This window comes from Arthrobacter sp. Y81 (assembly GCF_002929335.1).
Lineage (GTDB): Bacteria > Actinomycetota > Actinomycetes > Actinomycetales > Micrococcaceae > Arthrobacter.
In genome coordinates, this window is sequence record NZ_PJIL01000011.1 from 78,665 (window position 1) to 95,797 (window position 17,133).

Annotated in this window: 15 protein-coding genes; 8 read left to right on the forward strand and 7 right to left on the reverse strand. The window is 65.8% G+C overall.

What is annotated here, in order from left to right; all coding sequences use genetic code 11:
- Positions 1 to 26: 26 nt before the first annotated feature.
- From CXQ91_RS15365 to CXQ91_RS15375, 3 genes are read right to left on the reverse strand one after another with little or no spacing between them, the layout of a single operon-like run.
- The gene (locus CXQ91_RS15365) at positions 27 to 401 is read right to left on the reverse strand and encodes a DUF6262 family protein (RefSeq protein ID WP_146072352.1); all 375 of its coding nucleotides are present in this window, start codon (positions 399 to 401) and stop codon (positions 27 to 29) included.
- The gene (locus CXQ91_RS15370) at positions 391 to 2,328 is read right to left on the reverse strand and encodes a tyrosine-type recombinase/integrase (RefSeq protein ID WP_104174764.1); all 1,938 of its coding nucleotides are present in this window, start codon (positions 2,326 to 2,328) and stop codon (positions 391 to 393) included. The genes CXQ91_RS15365 and CXQ91_RS15370 overlap by 11 nt, the downstream gene beginning before the upstream one ends.
- Entirely contained in the window at positions 2,325 to 3,461 is a 1,137-nt protein-coding gene (locus tag CXQ91_RS15375) for a site-specific integrase (RefSeq protein WP_104174765.1), read from the reverse strand. The genes CXQ91_RS15370 and CXQ91_RS15375 overlap by 4 nt, the downstream gene beginning before the upstream one ends.
- A gap of 196 nt (positions 3,462 to 3,657) precedes the next feature.
- Between CXQ91_RS15375 and CXQ91_RS15380 the strand changes: the two genes are divergently transcribed.
- Positions 3,658 to 4,089: a LexA family transcriptional regulator gene (locus CXQ91_RS15380; protein WP_104174766.1), complete on the forward strand. Its 432-nt coding sequence runs from the start codon at positions 3,658 to 3,660 to the stop codon at positions 4,087 to 4,089.
- Positions 4,082 to 5,380, forward strand: coding sequence for a Y-family DNA polymerase (locus CXQ91_RS15385; RefSeq protein WP_104174767.1), 1,299 nt, complete (start codon positions 4,082 to 4,084; stop codon positions 5,378 to 5,380). Before CXQ91_RS15380 ends, CXQ91_RS15385 begins: the two co-directional genes overlap by 8 nt.
- 28 nt (positions 5,381 to 5,408) lie before the next feature.
- Here CXQ91_RS15385 and CXQ91_RS15390 read toward each other — a convergent pair whose 3' ends face one another.
- The 3 genes from CXQ91_RS15390 to CXQ91_RS15400 form a co-directional block, all read right to left on the reverse strand.
- Positions 5,409 to 5,759, reverse strand: coding sequence for a DUF3846 domain-containing protein (locus tag CXQ91_RS15390; RefSeq protein ID WP_104174768.1), 351 nt, complete (start codon positions 5,757 to 5,759; stop codon positions 5,409 to 5,411).
- A 109-nt stretch (positions 5,760 to 5,868) separates the two neighbouring features.
- Positions 5,869 to 6,570, reverse strand: coding sequence for a GntR family transcriptional regulator (locus CXQ91_RS15395; RefSeq protein WP_258074026.1), 702 nt, complete (start codon positions 6,568 to 6,570; stop codon positions 5,869 to 5,871).
- Between the two features lie 34 nt (positions 6,571 to 6,604).
- Complete coding sequence (locus tag CXQ91_RS15400) at positions 6,605 to 8,071, reverse strand: chlorohydrolase family protein (RefSeq protein WP_104174841.1); 1,467 nt, start codon at positions 8,069 to 8,071, stop codon at positions 6,605 to 6,607.
- 326 nt (positions 8,072 to 8,397) lie between these two features.
- On the opposite strand from CXQ91_RS15400, the gene CXQ91_RS15405 reads away from it, so the two are divergent.
- The 6 genes from CXQ91_RS15405 (at position 8,398) to CXQ91_RS15430 (ending at position 15,674) form a co-directional block, all read left to right on the forward strand.
- A complete protein-coding gene (locus tag CXQ91_RS15405; protein ID WP_258074027.1) occupies positions 8,398 to 9,471 on the forward strand; it encodes an ABC transporter permease in 1,074 nt (357 codons plus the stop codon).
- A gap of 74 nt (positions 9,472 to 9,545) precedes the next feature.
- Positions 9,546 to 11,270 (forward strand): ABC transporter substrate-binding protein, encoded by a 1,725-nt coding sequence (locus tag CXQ91_RS15410; RefSeq protein WP_181038909.1) that lies wholly within the window; start codon positions 9,546 to 9,548, stop codon positions 11,268 to 11,270.
- A gap of 63 nt (positions 11,271 to 11,333) precedes the next feature.
- On the forward strand, positions 11,334 to 12,335 hold the full coding sequence (locus tag CXQ91_RS15415; protein WP_104174771.1) for an ABC transporter permease: 1,002 nt from the start codon (positions 11,334 to 11,336) through the stop codon (positions 12,333 to 12,335).
- A complete protein-coding gene (locus tag CXQ91_RS15420) occupies positions 12,332 to 13,387 on the forward strand; it encodes an ABC transporter ATP-binding protein (RefSeq protein ID WP_104174772.1) in 1,056 nt (351 codons plus the stop codon). The genes CXQ91_RS15415 and CXQ91_RS15420 overlap by 4 nt, the downstream gene beginning before the upstream one ends.
- A 7-nt stretch (positions 13,388 to 13,394) precedes the next feature.
- Positions 13,395 to 14,417, forward strand: a complete 1,023-nt coding sequence (locus CXQ91_RS15425; RefSeq protein WP_104174773.1) for an ABC transporter ATP-binding protein — start codon at positions 13,395 to 13,397, stop codon at positions 14,415 to 14,417.
- A 24-nt stretch (positions 14,418 to 14,441) separates the two neighbouring features.
- On the forward strand, positions 14,442 to 15,674 hold the full coding sequence (locus CXQ91_RS15430) for an amidohydrolase family protein (protein ID WP_104174774.1): 1,233 nt from the start codon (positions 14,442 to 14,444) through the stop codon (positions 15,672 to 15,674).
- Between the two features lie 74 nt (positions 15,675 to 15,748).
- Here the strand turns inward: CXQ91_RS15430 and CXQ91_RS15435 are convergent, their stop codons facing one another.
- Positions 15,749 to 17,050 (reverse strand): MFS transporter, encoded by a 1,302-nt coding sequence (locus CXQ91_RS15435; protein WP_258074028.1) that lies wholly within the window; start codon positions 17,048 to 17,050, stop codon positions 15,749 to 15,751.
- Positions 17,051 to 17,133 lie beyond the last annotated feature (83 nt).

Sequence of the window (17,133 nt, forward strand, 5' to 3'; positions counted from 1 at the left end):
ACGGAGACGCGGGGACTACTGCGACGTCAACGCCGGGCCTCGCGCAGCGCTCCATGCGCCCGTGCCAGCCGATCCTGCAGACGGCGGTTCTCGTCCGTCAGCTGCCGGATGCGTTGGTGGGCAAGCTGAAGCCGTCGGTGCATGGATGCCTCGGACGCCCGAACAGACGACGCGGTTGGGGATTTTCTGCCCGGTCGGGTCCGCTGCTGGAGCTGCTCCAACAGGTGCGGCTGGGTGTAAAGCCAGGAGCGTGACACGCCCGCTGTCCGGGCGAGCTCGCTAACGGTTGCGGCGTGCGTGGTTTGGTCCAGTTGCTTGAGCGCCTCCTCCACTTGTTGACGCGCCTTGTCTGATCGTTGGCGTGCAGCGGCCAGGAGGTGGTGGGTGTTGTCAGTTCGCATCGTTACTGCTCCCGTCCCCGGTGCTTTGGATAGTGCCGATGATGCTTTCCAGGTTGGCCGCGACGTGTCGGTTCATTTCGACGACTCGCGTTTGCCCTGCCGTCTCGGCCTGGGCGATGAGCCGTTTCGTCGAGCGTAGATGGTTCAAGTGCTCGGACAGGAAGTCGGGGGTGGTGACGAAGACCGGGCAGGTCAGGCATGCGTTGGCGTGGGGGCAGGCCTGTTGCAGTGGCAGCCCGCAGTACCCGTTGGGCAGGGCCATGGTGACCCGCCCCAGGTTTTCTTTCATCCAGGCCGCGTCATTGATCGCGTCATCGTGCTCAGGGCGGAGGATTTCGCCGTGGATGTTGATCTTCCGGGCTTGTTCCCAGTGCCGGCGGACGGTTTCGTCCTTGAGCCGCGCGTAGCGGGCGGTCATCTCGTGGGATTCGTGGTCCAGCAAGCGGCGGACCACTTCCTGCGGGACATCGGCGTTGATGAGCCGTGTGGCGTAGGTGTGGCGAAGCTGGTGGGCGGTGAAGCGAAACGGGCGGCCCTGTTCATCATGGAGCCCGATCGTCGTCTGCCAGGCCTGGATGTGGCCGGCGGCGGTTCCGGGGTTCCATGGCCGGTCGCCGTTTGTGGAGATTGGGGCCGGGGCAAGGTAGCGGGCTTCCGGCATGACGGCTCGGACGACAGTTGTCTGCTGGGTGATCGCGGCAGCGAGTTCGTCGTCGATCGGCAATGTCGCCTCGCGGGACATCTTGTGGTTGAAGTAGCGCAGGTAGGGGGCGTTCTGGTTGTCGTTGAGGAGGCAGTCGATTTCCAGGCGGTATGTATCGGAAAGGCGTAGCCCTGTGCGGATGAGTATCTGCATCATGAGCCGGTGCGGCTGCTCCAACTGCTCGAGCGCTTTGGTGTCCTCGATTTGGGCCATGACGAACTCCGGAAGTGCCCGAGGCAGTGCCGCCGGGCGGCGCGGATGGTCTCCCATTCGAATCCCGACAGATGGCGGCAGCGCCGGTTCCCAGTTGTTTTCGCGGACCGCCCGCAGGAACAAGGCAGTCGAGCTCAGGGAGTAGCTGCGGCTGGCGGGACTGAGGCGGAGTCGAAGCAACAGGTTGAGGTAGACCTCGATGCTTTCCCTGGTGAAGTCCTGCACCGCGCCGCTGGCACCGGCATGTTCGGTGAAAGCGTCCGCCAGCCGCTGCAAGGCAGTCATATCCCGGTTGAGCTGGGAATAACTCGTCCCGGTGGAGATCCGCCAGCGCATGAACCGCTTCGCGAGCAGCCTCAGCCACGGCTGCGGCATGGTGCTGAACCGCAACCTGCCCTGCTGGCCGGTCCTGCCCCTGAACCCCATGACCTCCAGCCGCCAGACATCGCGCTCGAACTCAGAGGACGCATTGGGCGGTTCCAGAAACTGTTCCAGAGCCGAGGAAAGAGCCGCATACGCCCGCCGCACCGCCGAAGAAGCATCCTGAAGCTCGGTGATTTGATCGCCGGAATCGATCAGTAACGACCCTGCTTCCCGTTGTCTCAGCCTGCCGAGCAGGCCGCGGAGGTCCTGCAACCGGAACCGTTGCCGATCCCTCGGGCTGGAAGCCAGGAGCTGGATCGCCAAGGCCAGCTCGATGCGGAGCCTTTCCGGCAAGCCGCCCAGATCCAACCTTTCAGGCCTTGTTGCTGGCCCGGACTGGGCCCGGAATTCGTCGAGACCGGGTTGGCCGAGTTTGTTCCACCGGTAGAGGTGCGTTTGACACAACTGCTTGGTACTGAGGAACCGGGCGCACCCGCCAATGCTGCAGAGCGGGAACAGGTTTCCCGCCAGCTCAGTGTCATCGAGCACAATCACAGCGGCATCAAACCGTGGCGAAAGCGCAAGGCGCATCCGAGGCAGGGCGTCGCCCGGGCCGGTGGAACCACCTCTGATTTCGCGCCGGGTCATCGACCGTCCCCTTTCAGCGGAGCGAGAGTGTCGCCGTCGGCCTCCGGCCTGTCAGGCAGCCAGCCCGCCGATGCCAGCGCCTTCCGCACGTGCCGGATCTCGAGGTGGGAATAGGTGTCGATCGTGGTCGCGACCGACGAGTGGCCCAAGAGTTTCTGGACCACCTCGGACGGGACGTTCCGGCGAAGCAGGTCCGTGGCATACGTGTGGCGGAACTGGTGCGGTGTGAAGTGAAACCCCGTACGGGCCCGCAGCCGGGCGACCAGATCAAGGACCGCCTGATAAGTCATCGGACGGCCCACGGGCTCCGCCCAAAGATTCACGAACACATAGTCGCAATCCAGCGTCCCGTATTCGTCGAACAGGTAATCTGCGAACATCCGCACCAGACCGGGCTGGACTGGAATGTCACGGTCGCCAGTCTTCGCCCTGGCGTTGTTGGCGTTCCGCCGTGCCCGCACCCTGACGATGCACTCAGCGGCGTCAATGTCCTCATGCCGTAGTCCAAGTGCTTCGCCGATCCTCATCCCGGATCCAGCCAGCAGGGCGAAAAGTAATCGATCCCGTTGATGGTCGCACGCCTCCATGACCACCGAAACCTGACCCGGGCTGAGCGTCCGCGGTATCCGGGCCGACGCCCTCCGCTTCAGCTCCTTCCCCGGCCGGGCCGAACCGCCAAGATGGGCAAGCAACGGCTTCCACGATCCGCCGCTGCCACGCCGACGCGACAGCGGCAAGAATTCGAAACTCGCCCCGTGTTGCTGATGAAACTGGTAGAACGATCCGACCGCAGATAACTTGCGGTTGATCGTCGTCGCCGAACAATGGTCCGCCCGGCCCGTCAGGCGCCGCAGTTGTCCCGATCGCTCGGCGGGTGCTAGCCGCAGCCAGTTGGCAAAGCGGCCAAGGTCCTCCAACTGCACGTCCTGCCACCGCACCTGGGCCTGCTCGAGAAACGTAAAGAAGTCCCGCAGATCGAAGGCATAAGACCTGACCGTCCCGGGCGATCTGTCCACGGCTTCCAAATGAGCAAGGAACCGGTCCACTGGAGCCACAACGTCGTACGAGGGGTCGATGACGGTCCAGGATTCCTCCCCTTCGTGCTGGATCACTCGTTGAACGGACCAGGGCATGGCGGCTCCTTGGAAACGAACTCATGTGCTGGCATCCGGTCTAACAGGCCAAATTGACTGAACCGTGAACTCGTGGACAACACTCCAGATAACACTTCCGACGAGCCGTGGGTGACTGTCGTAGGCCGCCCGTAGGCTACGTCAAAGACATCCAGCCAAGGGCTGAAGGAAACATATATTCGAATAAAGGTGTGTTGTGGGCATAGTTATCGGTCCCCGTGTGATAGATGCGGGCACTTCCCTGTTGTCGGTGCTGATCTCCCCGGTACGGGTCGCGGCTGGCTACCCCTCGCCGGCGCAGGACTACTTTGACGGCCGGATCGACCTCAACGAACACCTCATCAAGGACATCACCAGCACGTACGTCGTGCGGGTGTCGGGGGACTCGATGGAGGGGGCCGGAATCAGCGACGGAGACGAACTCATCGTCAACCGCGCCCTGGATCCGAAAGACGGATCGGTGGTCATCGCCGTCCTGGACGGCGAGCTGACCATCAAGCGGCTGCGGATCACGGCATCCGGAGTAGTGCTGCAGGCGGACAACCCCCGGTATCCGGACATCCGCGTTCCAGACCTGTCGGATCTTGTTATCTGGGGCGTAGCCACGCGGTGCCTGCACCATGTCTGACGCGCGCGCACCGGACACGGGCCGGCGGATTGCCCTGGTCGACGTCAACTGTTTCTACGCGTCGGCGGAGCGCGCTTTCGACCCGTCGCTGGAAGGCCGCCCCCTGGTTGTCTTATCCAACAACGACGGCTGCGCGGTCACCAGGTCCCCCGAGGCCAAGGCCCTCGGCATCCCCGTCGGCGAGCCGTGGTTCAAGATCGCGCCCCGCGTGAAGGAATGGGGGCTGGTGGCCAGGTCCAGCAACTACGAGCTCTACGGCGACATCAGCTCGCGTGTCATGGAGCTCCTGGGCAGGTACTCGGCATGGCTGGAGGTTTACAGCATCGACGAAGCCTTCCTGGGAGTCAAAGGCACCCCGGACGAGCTCCTGCAGCTTGGCCACACCATCAAGGCGGCTGTCCGCCGCAACGTCGGAGTGCCGGTCTGCGTGGGGATTGCCAATACCAAGACCCTCGCGAAGCTGGCCAACAAATGGGCGAAGAACAACCCCGGCCTCAACGGCGTGTGCCACTGGGATGCCATGCCTGCCCAGGCCCGCGAAGCGCTGATGCGCCGGCTCTCGGTCATAGAACTCTGGGGTGTGGCCGGCAGGCTCACCAAGCGCCTGAACGGCCTGGGTATCCATTCCATCCTCGACCTTGCAAACGCCGATCCGGTGCGGATCCGGGAGCGCTTCTCCGTGGTGCTGATGCGCACGGTCCTGGAACTCCAGGGCACTCCCTGCATCCCCATGGAAGAAGAGCGCATCGGACGTGACCAGCTCATCTTCAGCCGGTCCTTCTCAACGCCCATCACCACCGCAGCGGACCTGCGCCAAGTCATGAGCGTGTATGCGCAGCAGGCGAGCGCCCGCCTGGCCAAACACGGGCTCCAGGCCAAGGTCCTCAATGCGTTCGCCGGCACCTCGCATTACAACCCGCTGGATACGTCATACCCGACTGTCACCGTGACGCTGCCCCTGCCCACCGCAGATCCGGTGCTGCTGACGAAGGCCTCGCATGCGCTGCTCCCCCGGCTCCAGGAAGGCATCAAGTACGTCCGCGCCGGCATCATGGTCACCGACCTCCGCCCCAGCGGACGGCAGGCGCCGCTGCCGGTATTCGCGAACCCGCATGAGGAACGCGGCATCGGAACCTTGCTGGAGGATATCAGCCGCAAGTACGGACGGGGTTCAGTGGGCTTGGGCCATGCCGGCATCCGGGGCGGGCCCGACTGGTCCATGGAACGCAGCATGCTCTCGCCGCGGTACACCACCAACTGGGACGAGCTCCCGCTCGTCCGGGCAGCGTGAAGCGGCAGGGCCGTCCCGCAACCTGCCCCTATGCCGCCAGCGGGGATCCGAACATTTCCGCGGCCCGCCGCAGCAGGTGCTCGGGGACGTCAGCTTCACCGCCGGGCCCGGTCCGGCCAAGGAATACAGCTGTTCCGCGGGTCGCGTCCGAAAGGTCGAGCCCCGCCTCATGGATGAGTTGGGCTGCCCGGATGTTCGGCGGCAGGTTCATGGAGTGGCCTTCGGCGTTGAGGTAAACATGCCAGTCGCCGCGGCTTACGGACTCCAGATGTCCCCCAACCAACTCCCGCAAGACATCCGGAGTAGCGTCGATGGCCACGGTTCGTAGGGCTTCGTCCAACCGGACCGGAATGACAAGTGCCGTACACGTAGTGCTCATTTTTTATCCTCAGTACTCATAACTGAGAGGTCCGTCAGTCTGTTCCCGCAAACCGCCAATTTGACCGGATCAGTAACGATGTTTTACACCGCCGGCAACGGAGCCTGCGTCAGGGTTCCAGCGTCTGGGCCAGCCCGGCCAGGACGGGCTCGCGGCCAAGCTCGATGTGCGAGTACGCGAGCGAATACGCCAGATCCGCCTTGCCGGCAAGGATGGCATTGCACAGTTCCATGTGTTCGTCCCGCTGGAGTTCGTTGCTGCGGTTGTGCGCGAGGCCAAAGATCCAGCGCATCCGCCCAAACAGCGGTTTTACCGATTCGATGAGGAGGCGGCTTCCGGAAAGCCGGACGATTTCGGCGTGGAACTCGGCGCTGAGCCGCACGACGTCGTCCGTCCGCCCGCCGTCGATCGCGTCCCGGGTTTCGTCCAGCAGCTCCTGAAGCAGGCGGCCGGACTCGCCGCCGGACACCCGCATGGCTGCCATCCGCGCAGCAAAAGTCTCCAGGCAGAGCCTGACGTCGAACAGCTCGTTGACGTCGGTGAGGGTCAGCCGGCGCACCACCGCGCCGCGGCGCGGGAACGTCTCCACAAAGCCGTCCTGCTCCAGTCGCTGGATGGCTTCCCGGACCGGAATCCGTGAAACGTCATAAACCTCGGAGAGCTCGCGTTCGCGCAGCCGCATGCCCTGCTCATATTTTCCGGCCACGATGCCTTCGAGGACCAGCTGGTAGACATGCTCGGCGCGGGCTTCGTCGTCGCGGCCGTTCAGCGTTTCGGGCACAGGCTTGGCCACGTTCGCATTCCCCTCCATACAGTCACCTCCGGAGCCGGAGGCACGGCCCCGCTCAGTGTTCCACCCGAGCATACACGGGCGGAAACAGCTCGGCCGTGGTCCTGCGGGACGCATCCCGGAGCGTGTATGCGGCCTTCATTTTGTCGAAGAGTTCCTGCCCCCTGCGGCGCCAGTATCCGAGGTCGACGCCGTCAATCTCACCGTCCGCCATCAGGGTCCTGCCGGCAACCACGGACAGCACGGCCTGCCGGGCGGTTCCGTTCAGCAGGAGTGTTCGCAGGGGGTCATCCCTGACCCCGTCGCGGAAATCATCGAGCGAAAAGGCCACCATGTCCGCCTGCGAACCCGCTTCCAGCCGCCCGAGGTCCGGGCGGCGGAGTGCGCGGGCACCACCCAGCGTGGCGGCGTCGAAGTATCCGGCCACATCCCCTGCCCCGGCATCCCCGGCCAGGATCTTCGCCAGCTGGACCCCGGCATCGATACCCCGGATCAGGTCCGGCGGGAAGGAATCGGTACCGAGCGCAATGTTGATTCCCGCCTCCCGGTATGCCCCAAACGAGTCCAGAGTGCTGCCGTAACGCATGGACGTAAGCGGGCAGTGGACGATGCTCACGCCCGAGTCCGCCAGCTTCGCCAGCTCGCCCCGGTCCTCGCCGTGGACCGCGGGGTTGCGGTCCGTGTAAGTGGCGTGCGGAATAAGGAGCCGCTCGTTGAGCAGGCCGGCCTGTTCGATGAGCTCCAGCGGCGTCACTCCGTGAGCGTCCTGGATGATCCGGCGTTCCACCAGGCCCTGCAGGGAGTGCAGCCGGACCAGCACGTCGCGCTCCGCTGAAAGCTGGGCGGTGGCCTTCAGCAGATCGGATCCGAGGGTCTCGATCCTGCAGGGCAGAAGCACGCCCTGCACGAGAGGATCGGCCAGCCCACGTGCAAAATCGAGGAACCGCGCGGCATCCGCGAACCCGGCCGCTCCCTCGCCGTCGTCGAACAGCACCGAGCGTTCGCCGTCCCTACGGAGCACGTTCACACCCCCGCGGTACGCCGGACCAAGATACGCCCGCAGCCCCAGCCGCCGGCTGGTGCGGGCCATCCCCGCGATCTCGTCGAAGGTCTCCGCCCACCCGGAATGGACTTCGGAGGCAATGGGCATGTAGGTGGTGATGCCGTGCAGGACCAGCTGGATCAGGGCATACTCGCGGATCTGTTGACGCTCCTCGGCCGTGAAAACGTCGGCCCGGCGGTTGCGGAAGTAGTCCTCGGACCACTGGTAGCCGGCGGCAAGCTCCGGGCCGGCCCAGCTGTCCAGCAGCAGGTGGTCCACGTCCGCCAGTGCGTCGAGGTCAATCAGGCCGGGAATGAGGAGCGCCTCGCCCAGGTGACGTTCATTATCAACGGAACCCCGGTACTCCCGGCCGACGAACTCGATGGTGTCATCCCTGTAGACAACGCAGGCGTCATCCAGGAGAACGTGGCCGCCGTCTTCGTGGCCGAGGACGTGGCGGGCGGTAATTTTCGTGATCAACGGGACCCCTTCTCTGGTGATGTCCACCACAGTCTAAGCTTTGGTATTCCAAAAACGGCATTTTATGGCCGTTTTCAGGCAGTCCGCCGCTTATTAGGCCGAAAAGGGGCGCTTCGGCAGTGGCTGGCGAGCCATGCAGGCATCCCGCGGACCCCGCCCCAGGCGAACAACAAGCACCTCCCGATGCCCGCGAATCCGGGAGAAGTGTCCGGAATGCCGGAACGTCCAAGGAGGCATGTGATTTACATCGCACCTGAGTTGCCTTACTATTTTTTGGTATACAAAAGTTCCGGAGCTTGCTCCACGGACCACGAAACGAGTCCCCGTTGACCCAGCTACAGTCCACCGCCGAAGCCGGCGCCGCGAGCCCTTCCCCCGCCAGCGCCGGAACACCGGCCGGCCGGAATAGCGGACCCGCACGGTCCGGGACGTCCGGTGGCGCCGCCCCCGCAGAGGCCCGGTCGCTGCTGGCCACCGCCTGGCTGCGGATCCGCCGGAGCAAGATTGCCCTCCTGAGCCTGTGCGCGGTGGTGGCCATCATGCTGTTCGCCATCCTCGCCCCCGCGCTCAGCGCCCTGTCGGGCAACGACCCCTTCACCTCCAACACCAGCCCGGAAGTGCTGGACGATTTCCAGACTCCGGGCCTGCCGCTCCCTGGCTACATGTACCCGTCCGCGCAGCACTGGCTGGGCGTCGAGCCCGGCCTGGGCCGCGACCTCTTCGCCAGGCTTGCCTACGGCGGACAGGTCTCCCTCACGATCGCCCTGTTGTCCACGGCTGTTTCCGTGGTCCTTGGAACGGTGCTCGGCGCTGCGGCCGGCTACTTCGGCGGCAAGACCGACGCCATCATCAGCCGCATCATGGACCTGTTCCTCGCATTTCCGCACCTGCTGCTGGTGCTCTCCCTGACGCCCATCCTGCAGTCCAGGCTCCGTGATACGCCGCTGGGCGAAGGCAGCTTCCTGCCCATGGCCTCGCTGGTGATCATCCTGGGCTTTTTCGGCTGGGCATACCTCGCCCGCATTGTCCGCGGCCAGGTTCTGAGCCTGCGGGAACGCGAATTCGTGGAAGCAGCACGGTCCTTTGGCGCCTCGCACATCAGTGTCCTTTTCCGCCAGATCATTCCCAATGTCATGGGCGTGGTCCTGGTGTACGCCACCATGCTGATCCCCACGAACATCTCCGCCGAAGCGGCGCTGTCCTTCCTCGGCGTCGGCGTCAAAGACCCCACACCGTCCTGGGGCCAGATGCTCAACGCCGCCCAGTCCGGCAACTGGTACCTCAGTGACCCCTGGTTCCTCGCCGTTCCCGGAGCCATGCTCATCGTCACGGTCCTCGCGTTCAACCTGCTCGGCGACGCCGTCCGCGACGCCCTGGATCCCAAAGCCTCCCGGCACTGATCCCGCGCAGGCGTCAGCCGGCCAAGTCCCAATCCCCGCACACCTCCGTTCACCCAACCCTCAAGAGGAGCATCATGAAAACCCCCACGAGAGCACTGGCGCTTTCCGTGCTGATCGCCATGGCCGCCACGGGCTGCGGCGCAGGCCAAAGCCAGACCGGCGCCGCCAAGCCCGCCGAGTCGGTCACCGAACTGGCACCCAACGTTGTCCAGGCCGGGTTCAGCGCCAAGGGCGGCAACATCAGCGTCCTGATGTCCTCCGATTTCCAGACGCTGGACCCGGGCAACAGCAACTACGTCCAGACGGCCAATGTCGGCCAGCTGTACTACCGCACACTGACCATGGCCAAGGAAACGGCCGGGCAGCCGCCCACGGTTGTTCCGGACCTCGCGACGGACACCGGCAAGGTCTCCGCCGATGGACTCAGCTGGACCTTCACGCTGAAGGACGGCGTGAAATTCGAGGACGGCAGCCCCATCACGTCCGCCGACATCAAGTACGGGATCGAGCGCACCTTCGCGCAGGACGTCTACACGCAGGCACCGCAGGAACTCAATGCAGCGCTCGACGCCGGCGGGTACAAGGGGCCGTACAAGGATCCGGCCGCTGTGCTCAAGGCTGTTGAAACCCCCGATGAGCGCACCGTGGTGTTCCACCTGAAGAAGCCGTTCGCGGAGTTCCCGGCGCTGGCATCGCGCTCCAACACGGCCCCGGTCCCCAAGGCCAAGGACAGCAAGCTGGACTACACCAACCACCCGGTGTCGTCAGGACCGTACATGGTGGAGACCTACAACCGCGGCAAGTCCCTCAAACTCGTCCGTAACCCGCACTGGGATCCCGCCACGGACCCCAACCGCTCGGCGCTGCCGGACACCTTCAGCTTCTCGCTGTCCACCTCGCAGGCCACGATCAGCCAGCAGCTCCTGGCCGACTCGGACCCGAACGCCATCACCTTGGATTCCAACGGCGCCCTGCAGACCTCCGACTCGGCCAAGCTGGCCGATGCCAAGGTCAAGGACCGGGTGGCTTCCGGCCTGCTCGGCTGCAACGATGTCCTGAGCCTGAACACCCAGAAGATCACCGACCCCGACGTCCGCAAGGCCATTGCGCTGGCCCTGGACCGCCAGTCCATCCTGGTGCAGTACGGCGGACGCCGCTTCGGCGAAATCACCCAGAGCCCGCTGAATTCCAAGATGCGCGGCTATGTCGCCACGGACCTGGAACTCGACCCCAGCGGCAAGCCCAAGCTGGAGGAAGCCAAGAAGCTCCTGGCGGGCAAGGACTACCCCAAGACACTCACGTACGGCTACGCCAACAACCGCGATGCCTACAAGAACACGGGCACCGTGGTCCAACAGAACCTGAAGGCCCTGGGCATCGACGTCGAACTCGTTCCGATTCCGGCGCCGAACTACTACTCGATCATGGCCAGCGAACAGCTTCCTGACCTGGGCCGCTCCGGCTGGTGCGGCGGCGCCGACCCGGCATCGGTGCGCACTTCCGCCGACCCCCTCCTGGGCCCGAACAACGACGGCACCAGCTACGGCTTCTCCAACACCTCCCGCTACTTCGATCCGCAGGTCTCCAAGGCCATGTTCGAGCTGCGCAGCACCGACGGCACCTCCGAGGAGCTCGGCAAGAAGTGGTCCGAGGCCTTCGGTACTGCCCTGAAGACGTACCCGATCATCCCGCTCATCCGCAGCCATACCAACAGCGTGGTCGGTTCCAACGTCCGCAATGCCCAGGTGGGCTATTTCTTCGGCGGCATCGACCTCTCGATCGTCGGCGTCGAGCACTAACCAGGCCTCGTCCAGAAGGAGAAGCGGGCCGCCCGGACCACAGGGCGGCCCGCAACCACCACAATGATCACTTTCATTCTTCGCCGGGCCGGATCGCTGGTCCTGCTGCTTACCGCGGTCAGCTTCATCACCTTCACGCTCTTCCAGCTTGGTCCCGCAGACCCTGCCGCGGCTGCCTGCGGCCAGGAATGCACGCCCGAGCGCGTGGCCGAGGCCAGGGTGGCCCTGGGCATGGACCAGCCGTTCCTGGTCCAGTACGCCGACTACATGCGCGGGCTCTTCTCGTCGCGGATGATCGGGGCTCCCGGAGCCCAGTCCGTGTGTGAGTGGCCCTGCCTGGGCAAGTCCTTCCAGACCAACGAGAACGTCGCGGACATTATCGGCCGCTCGCTCCCCTACACCCTGTCCATGGCGGTTGGCGCCCTGGTCCTGTGGACGGTTTCCGGCGTCGGGCTGGGGCTCCTCGCCGCGCTGCGCAAGGGATCTCCGACCGACAAGTTCATTGTGGGTGCGGCCTCCGTAGGTGTCTCGCTGCCCATCCCTGTCACCGGCCTGTTCCTGCTGCTGGTGTTCGTCAACCAGCTGCATCTGCTGCCCTTCACCACCAACGAGATCAACAGTCCCTTCGGACCCCAGGGACCCCTGGCGTGGGTGGCCAACTACCTGTTGCCGTGGATTGCGTTGGCCGTCCTGTTCAGCGCTTCCTACATCCGCGTCACCCGGACCAACATGATCGAGACCTTCGGCGAGGACTTCATCCGGACCGCCCGGGCCAAAGGCCTGACACCCCGGACAGTCACCTTCAAGCACGGCGTCCGGGCCGGAATCACGCCCGTGGTCACGATGCTCGGCATGGATATCGGCCTGCTGCTGGGCGGGGCCGTCCTCACCGAACAGATCTTCTCCGTCCCTGGCCTGGGCTTCACGGCCGTACACGCCGCCATTTCCGGCGATCTGCCCGTGACCCTGGCCATCACCATGCTGGCCGCCTTCTTCGTCATTGTGGCGAACGTCGTGGTGGACCTCGCCTATGCCGCCATCGATCCCCGAGTGAGGCTCCAATGACCCAGCTCCACACGCATCCCCGCAGCGACCGCGGGACCCCAGGACCGGCGTCGGACGCTTTCCTTGAGGTCCGGGACCTGTCCGTGAAATTCCCCACCGACGATGGCGTGGTTTCCGCCGTGAACGGTATGGACTTCTCGCTGGAGCGCGGCAAAACGCTGGGCATCGTGGGCGAATCCGGCTCCGGCAAGTCCGTCACCAGCCAGGCCCTCATGGGCCTGCTCAAGGGCACCTCGGCGCAGGTCACCGGCCACGCACTGTTCCAGGGCAAGGACCTCGTCACGTTGCCTGAGTCCGCCATGCGCCGGCTCCGTGGCCGCAACATCGGGATGATCTTCCAGGATCCGCTCTCGGCCCTGCACCCGTTCTACACGGTGGGCCACCAGATTGCCGAGGCGTACCTGGTCCACAACAAGGCGACCAAAAAGCAGGCCCGGGCGGCCGCCGTCGACATGCTGGGCAGGGTGGGCATCCCCAGCCCCGAACAGCGCTACGACGAATACCCTCACCATTTCTCCGGGGGCATGCGCCAGCGCGCCATGATTGCGATGGCCCTGATCTGCGAGCCCGAACTGCTGATCGCCGACGAACCCACCACTGCGTTGGACGTGACCGTCCAGGCGCAGATCCTGGACCTCATGTCCGAGCTGCAGGAGGAAACCAATTCGGCCCTCATCCTCATCACGCACGACCTCGGAGTGGTGGCCGAGGTCTGCGACTCCGTGCTGGTCATGTACGGCGGGCAGTGCGTCGAATCGGGGCCCGTGGACGAGATCTTCTACGACACCCGGCACCCCTACACCCTGGGCCTGCTCAACTCGATGCCCACCCTGAACAGCCCCGCAAGCCGGCTGAACCCCATTCCCGGCCAGCCGCCGTCGCTCCTTGACCTCCCCAAGGGCTGCATCTTCAGCGCCCGGTGCGACTACGCCGACCTCGCCGGGGACGGCGTGTGCGCCAGCCGGCGGCCGGACCTTGTTGTCGAGGACGGCCACGGCAGGCGCTGCCATTTGAGCGGCCCCCAAATCCTCACCATCCGGAATTCGCGTTAGGACCGCCATGGAAAAGCAGCCAATTCTCCAGGTGGAGAACCTCCAGAAGCACTTCCCGTTGAAGAGCGGAATCCTGCCGGGTGCGGCAAAGCGCTCGGTCAAAGCCGTCGACGGCGTGTCGTTCAGTTTGGCGCGCGGCCAGACGCTGGGGCTCGTGGGTGAGTCGGGATGCGGCAAGTCGACCACCGGCCGCATGGTGGCCCGGCTGCTGGATCCCACCGGCGGGCGGATCGTGCTCGACGGCGTGGACATCAGCCAGCTGCGCGGCCGGGACCTCTACAACTTCCGGCGGAAGGTCCAGATGATCTTCCAGGACCCTTTCGCCTCGCTCAACCCGCGGCAGACGGTGGGCACGGCCATCGCCGCGCCCATGGTCGCCCAGAAGATCAATCCTCCTGGCGGCCTCAAGAACCGGGTCAAGGAATTGCTGGACCAGGTGGGGCTCAAGCCGGAGCACTACAACCGCTTCCCGCATGAGTTCTCCGGCGGCCAGCGGCAGCGCGTGGGCATCGCCCGGGCCATTTCGCTGAATCCGTCCGTGATCGTGTGCGACGAGCCGGTGTCCGCCCTGGACGTCTCCGTGCAGGCGCAGGTAGTGAACCTGCTCCAGGAAATCCAGCGGGACACCGGGGTCTCCTACGTCTTCATCGCCCACGACCTCTCCGTAGTCCGGCACATCTCGCATGAAGTGGCAGTGATGTACCTGGGCAAGATCGTGGAGCAGGGCCCGCGCGACAAGCTGTTCCGGAACCCCGCCCACCCCTACACCAGTGCACTCCTCTCCGCCGTGCCCCTGCCGGATCCCCGCGCCGCACGCCGGCAGGTAAAGATCCGGCTCCACGGCGACCTGCCCTCGCCCGCCAATCCGCCCAGCGGCTGCGTCTTCCGCACCCGCTGCCCGCTGATCGGCACCTTGCCGGAAGAACAGCAACAGCGCTGCATCAGCGAAATCCCCGCACCGGCCGGCCCGGCTGCCCCTGCCTGCCACCACGCAGGGCTGGCAGCCGCGACCCTGGCCGGTGTGCAATAGACCCACTACCAAAGGAGCACCACATTGAAGACCCTGATCCGCGCCGTCCGCCCGTGGGGGCAAGCACTCAGCGACGTGAGTATCACCGTAGGTGAAGGCACAGGTGGCCAGATCACCGGCGTCGAGCCCCATGATCCTGACCGCGCCGTTCCCGGCGACGTGACGGTAGTAGAAGGCCGGAACCGACTCTTGGTGCCGTCCTTCTCCGACGTCCACGTGCACCTGGATTCGACCAGAATCGGCCTGCCGTTCCGGGAACACACCGGCGGTCCGGGCGTGTGGGCCATGATGATGAACGACAGGAAGAACTGGCGCCATGCCGAGGTGCCGCTGCAGGAACGGGTGAACGACACCCTGGGCCGGATGATCGCCCGCGGCACCACCCGCGTGCGCTCCTACGCCCAGGTGGACGTCGACTGCCGGCTGGAGCGTTTCGAGGCGGTGGCCGCCGCCAAGGAGCAGTTCAAGGACCAGGCCGACGTCGAGATCATCGCCTTCCCCCAGGCCGGCCTGCTCCTCGAGGAAGGCACCGTGCCGCTCATGGAGGAAGCCCTTAAGGCAGGCGCCAACGTCATGGGCGGCATCGATCCCTGCAGCCTGGACCGCGATCCCGCGAAGCACCTGGACATTGTCTTCGGCCTCGCGGAGAAGTATCAGGTCCCCATCGACATCCACCTCCACGAGCCCGGCGAACTGGGCGTTTTCAGTACCGACCTGGTGCTGGAAAGGACACGCGCCCTGGGCATGCAGGGCAAGGTGACCATGTCCCACGCCTACCAGCTGGGCAGCGTCAACGAGGCCACCACCCGCAGGCTGATCGATGCCTTCGCGGAGCTGGACGTCTCCCTGGCGTCCGTAGCCCCGGCCGCGTCCGGGCAACTGCCCATACCGCTGTTGGCGGAGGCCGGCGTCCGGCTGGGCCTGGGCGAGGACGGCCAGCGCGACTACTGGTCGCCGTACGGCAACGCGGACATGCTCGACCGGACGTGGCAGCTTGCCTTCACGCACGGCTTCCGCCGGGACGAGCTCATCGAGCACGCCCTGGCGATCGCCACTGTCGGCGGCGCCAGCGTCCTGGACCCGTCGGCGACGCGTCTCAAGGGCACGGCGCACCGCCCCGGCCTCGAGGCCGGCGATCCGGCCGAGCTCCTGCTGCTCGACGGCGAGACGGTGGCCTCCGCGGTCATGGACCGCGGCACCGACCGGACGGTCCTCCACCGGGGGAAGGTTGTGGCGGAGGGGCTCCGGCTCCTCTAAGCCGAACCCGAACAACAAAGTAGCCGGTCACTCCGCGGAGGGACCGGCTACTTTTCCGTGCGTGGCGGTCTGGGTTAGCCGACGACGTCGGCCGGCTCGCCCAGTCGCTCCGGATGGGCCGCACCCGCAGTCACCAGCGGCCCGCGAACGGCCAAATAGCCGGCGACGGCGAGGAGCACCGCCTCGGCGGCGAGCACCCAGAAAGCAACTTCCCAACCGCCTGACCACTCGTGCAGGAACCCGGCGCCGAGGGGACCCAGGGAGGCAAGCGCGAACCCCAGCCCCTGGCTCATGGCGGAGAGCCCGCCGGCACTCCGGGGACCCGCGGACCGCAGGACGATCAGGGACATTCCCAGGCCGAAGCCCGCGCTCTGCACGATCCCCAGGAGCCCGACCATCAGGAACTGCAGCTCCGCCGGAGCCATCAGCACTCCCAGCAGCGCCGCCGCCACCAGCATCCCCAAGGCCGGCGCCATGAGCTTGAGGACCGCCGGGCGGGCTGCCAGCACGGGCGCGAGCAGGCTCGCCGGAAGCCCGGCCACGCTGAACCACGCCAGCAGCCCCGCCCCGGCATCAGGCCCCAGGCCCCGGGACACCAGGTACACGGACAGCCACGAGGTAATGGCGAAGTACAACATGGCCTGAAGCCCGAAGAAGGCTGTCACCGCCCACGCCGTCCGCTGCCTCCGCAACGGCACGCCGGACGACAACGGCATCCCGGAGGACGACGGCATCCCGGAGGTTGCCTGCGCGGCCGGCGTTCCCTGGCCGGCGGCTGCCGGCTTCGCTGCGCCCGAGCCGGGGCGGCCGATCAGGACGGCGGCCAGAAGGGCCGGCACGGCCCAGAACGCCAGGGCGCCGGACAGGCTTCCGCCAAGGGCGACCTGCAATGGCTGGACCAGTCCGGCCCCGAGCGCCGCACCGAGCCCAAATCCCATGGTGCACAGCCCCGTCCACCATCCGCCGCCGCGGTTGGCCTTGACGATCTGCGGCACCAGCACGCTCGCCGCCATGATCGAAGCGCCCGCAAGGAATGTTCCGGGAAGGAGCATCCCCGGCACCAACGCCCGGATAACCAAGGCCGCGGCCAGCACCATAAGTGCTGCTGCCACTGCCCGGCCCGCGCCGAGCTTTCCGGCCAGCCAGGGGCCGCAAGGGGCCGAGATGCCGAAGGCGAGGACCGGCAATGCGCCCAGGACCGGCAGTAGCCGGGCATCAACCCCGAAGGCCGCCTGGAGCTGACCCATCACACCGGCGACGGTGGTGACGGCAGGACGCAGGTTGATCGAAACAAGGATGAGGGCAGCCAGCACCCACACGGCGACGGTCCCGTCGCTGGTTTTGTTAGCGCTCTTCGGCGGACGTGCTGCATTCACTGATTACCTCCTCGGAATCCTTTTGGTATACCAAATAAGAGTACGATGAGAATGGCTGAAGTAAAACTTCCCGCCAGGTGGTG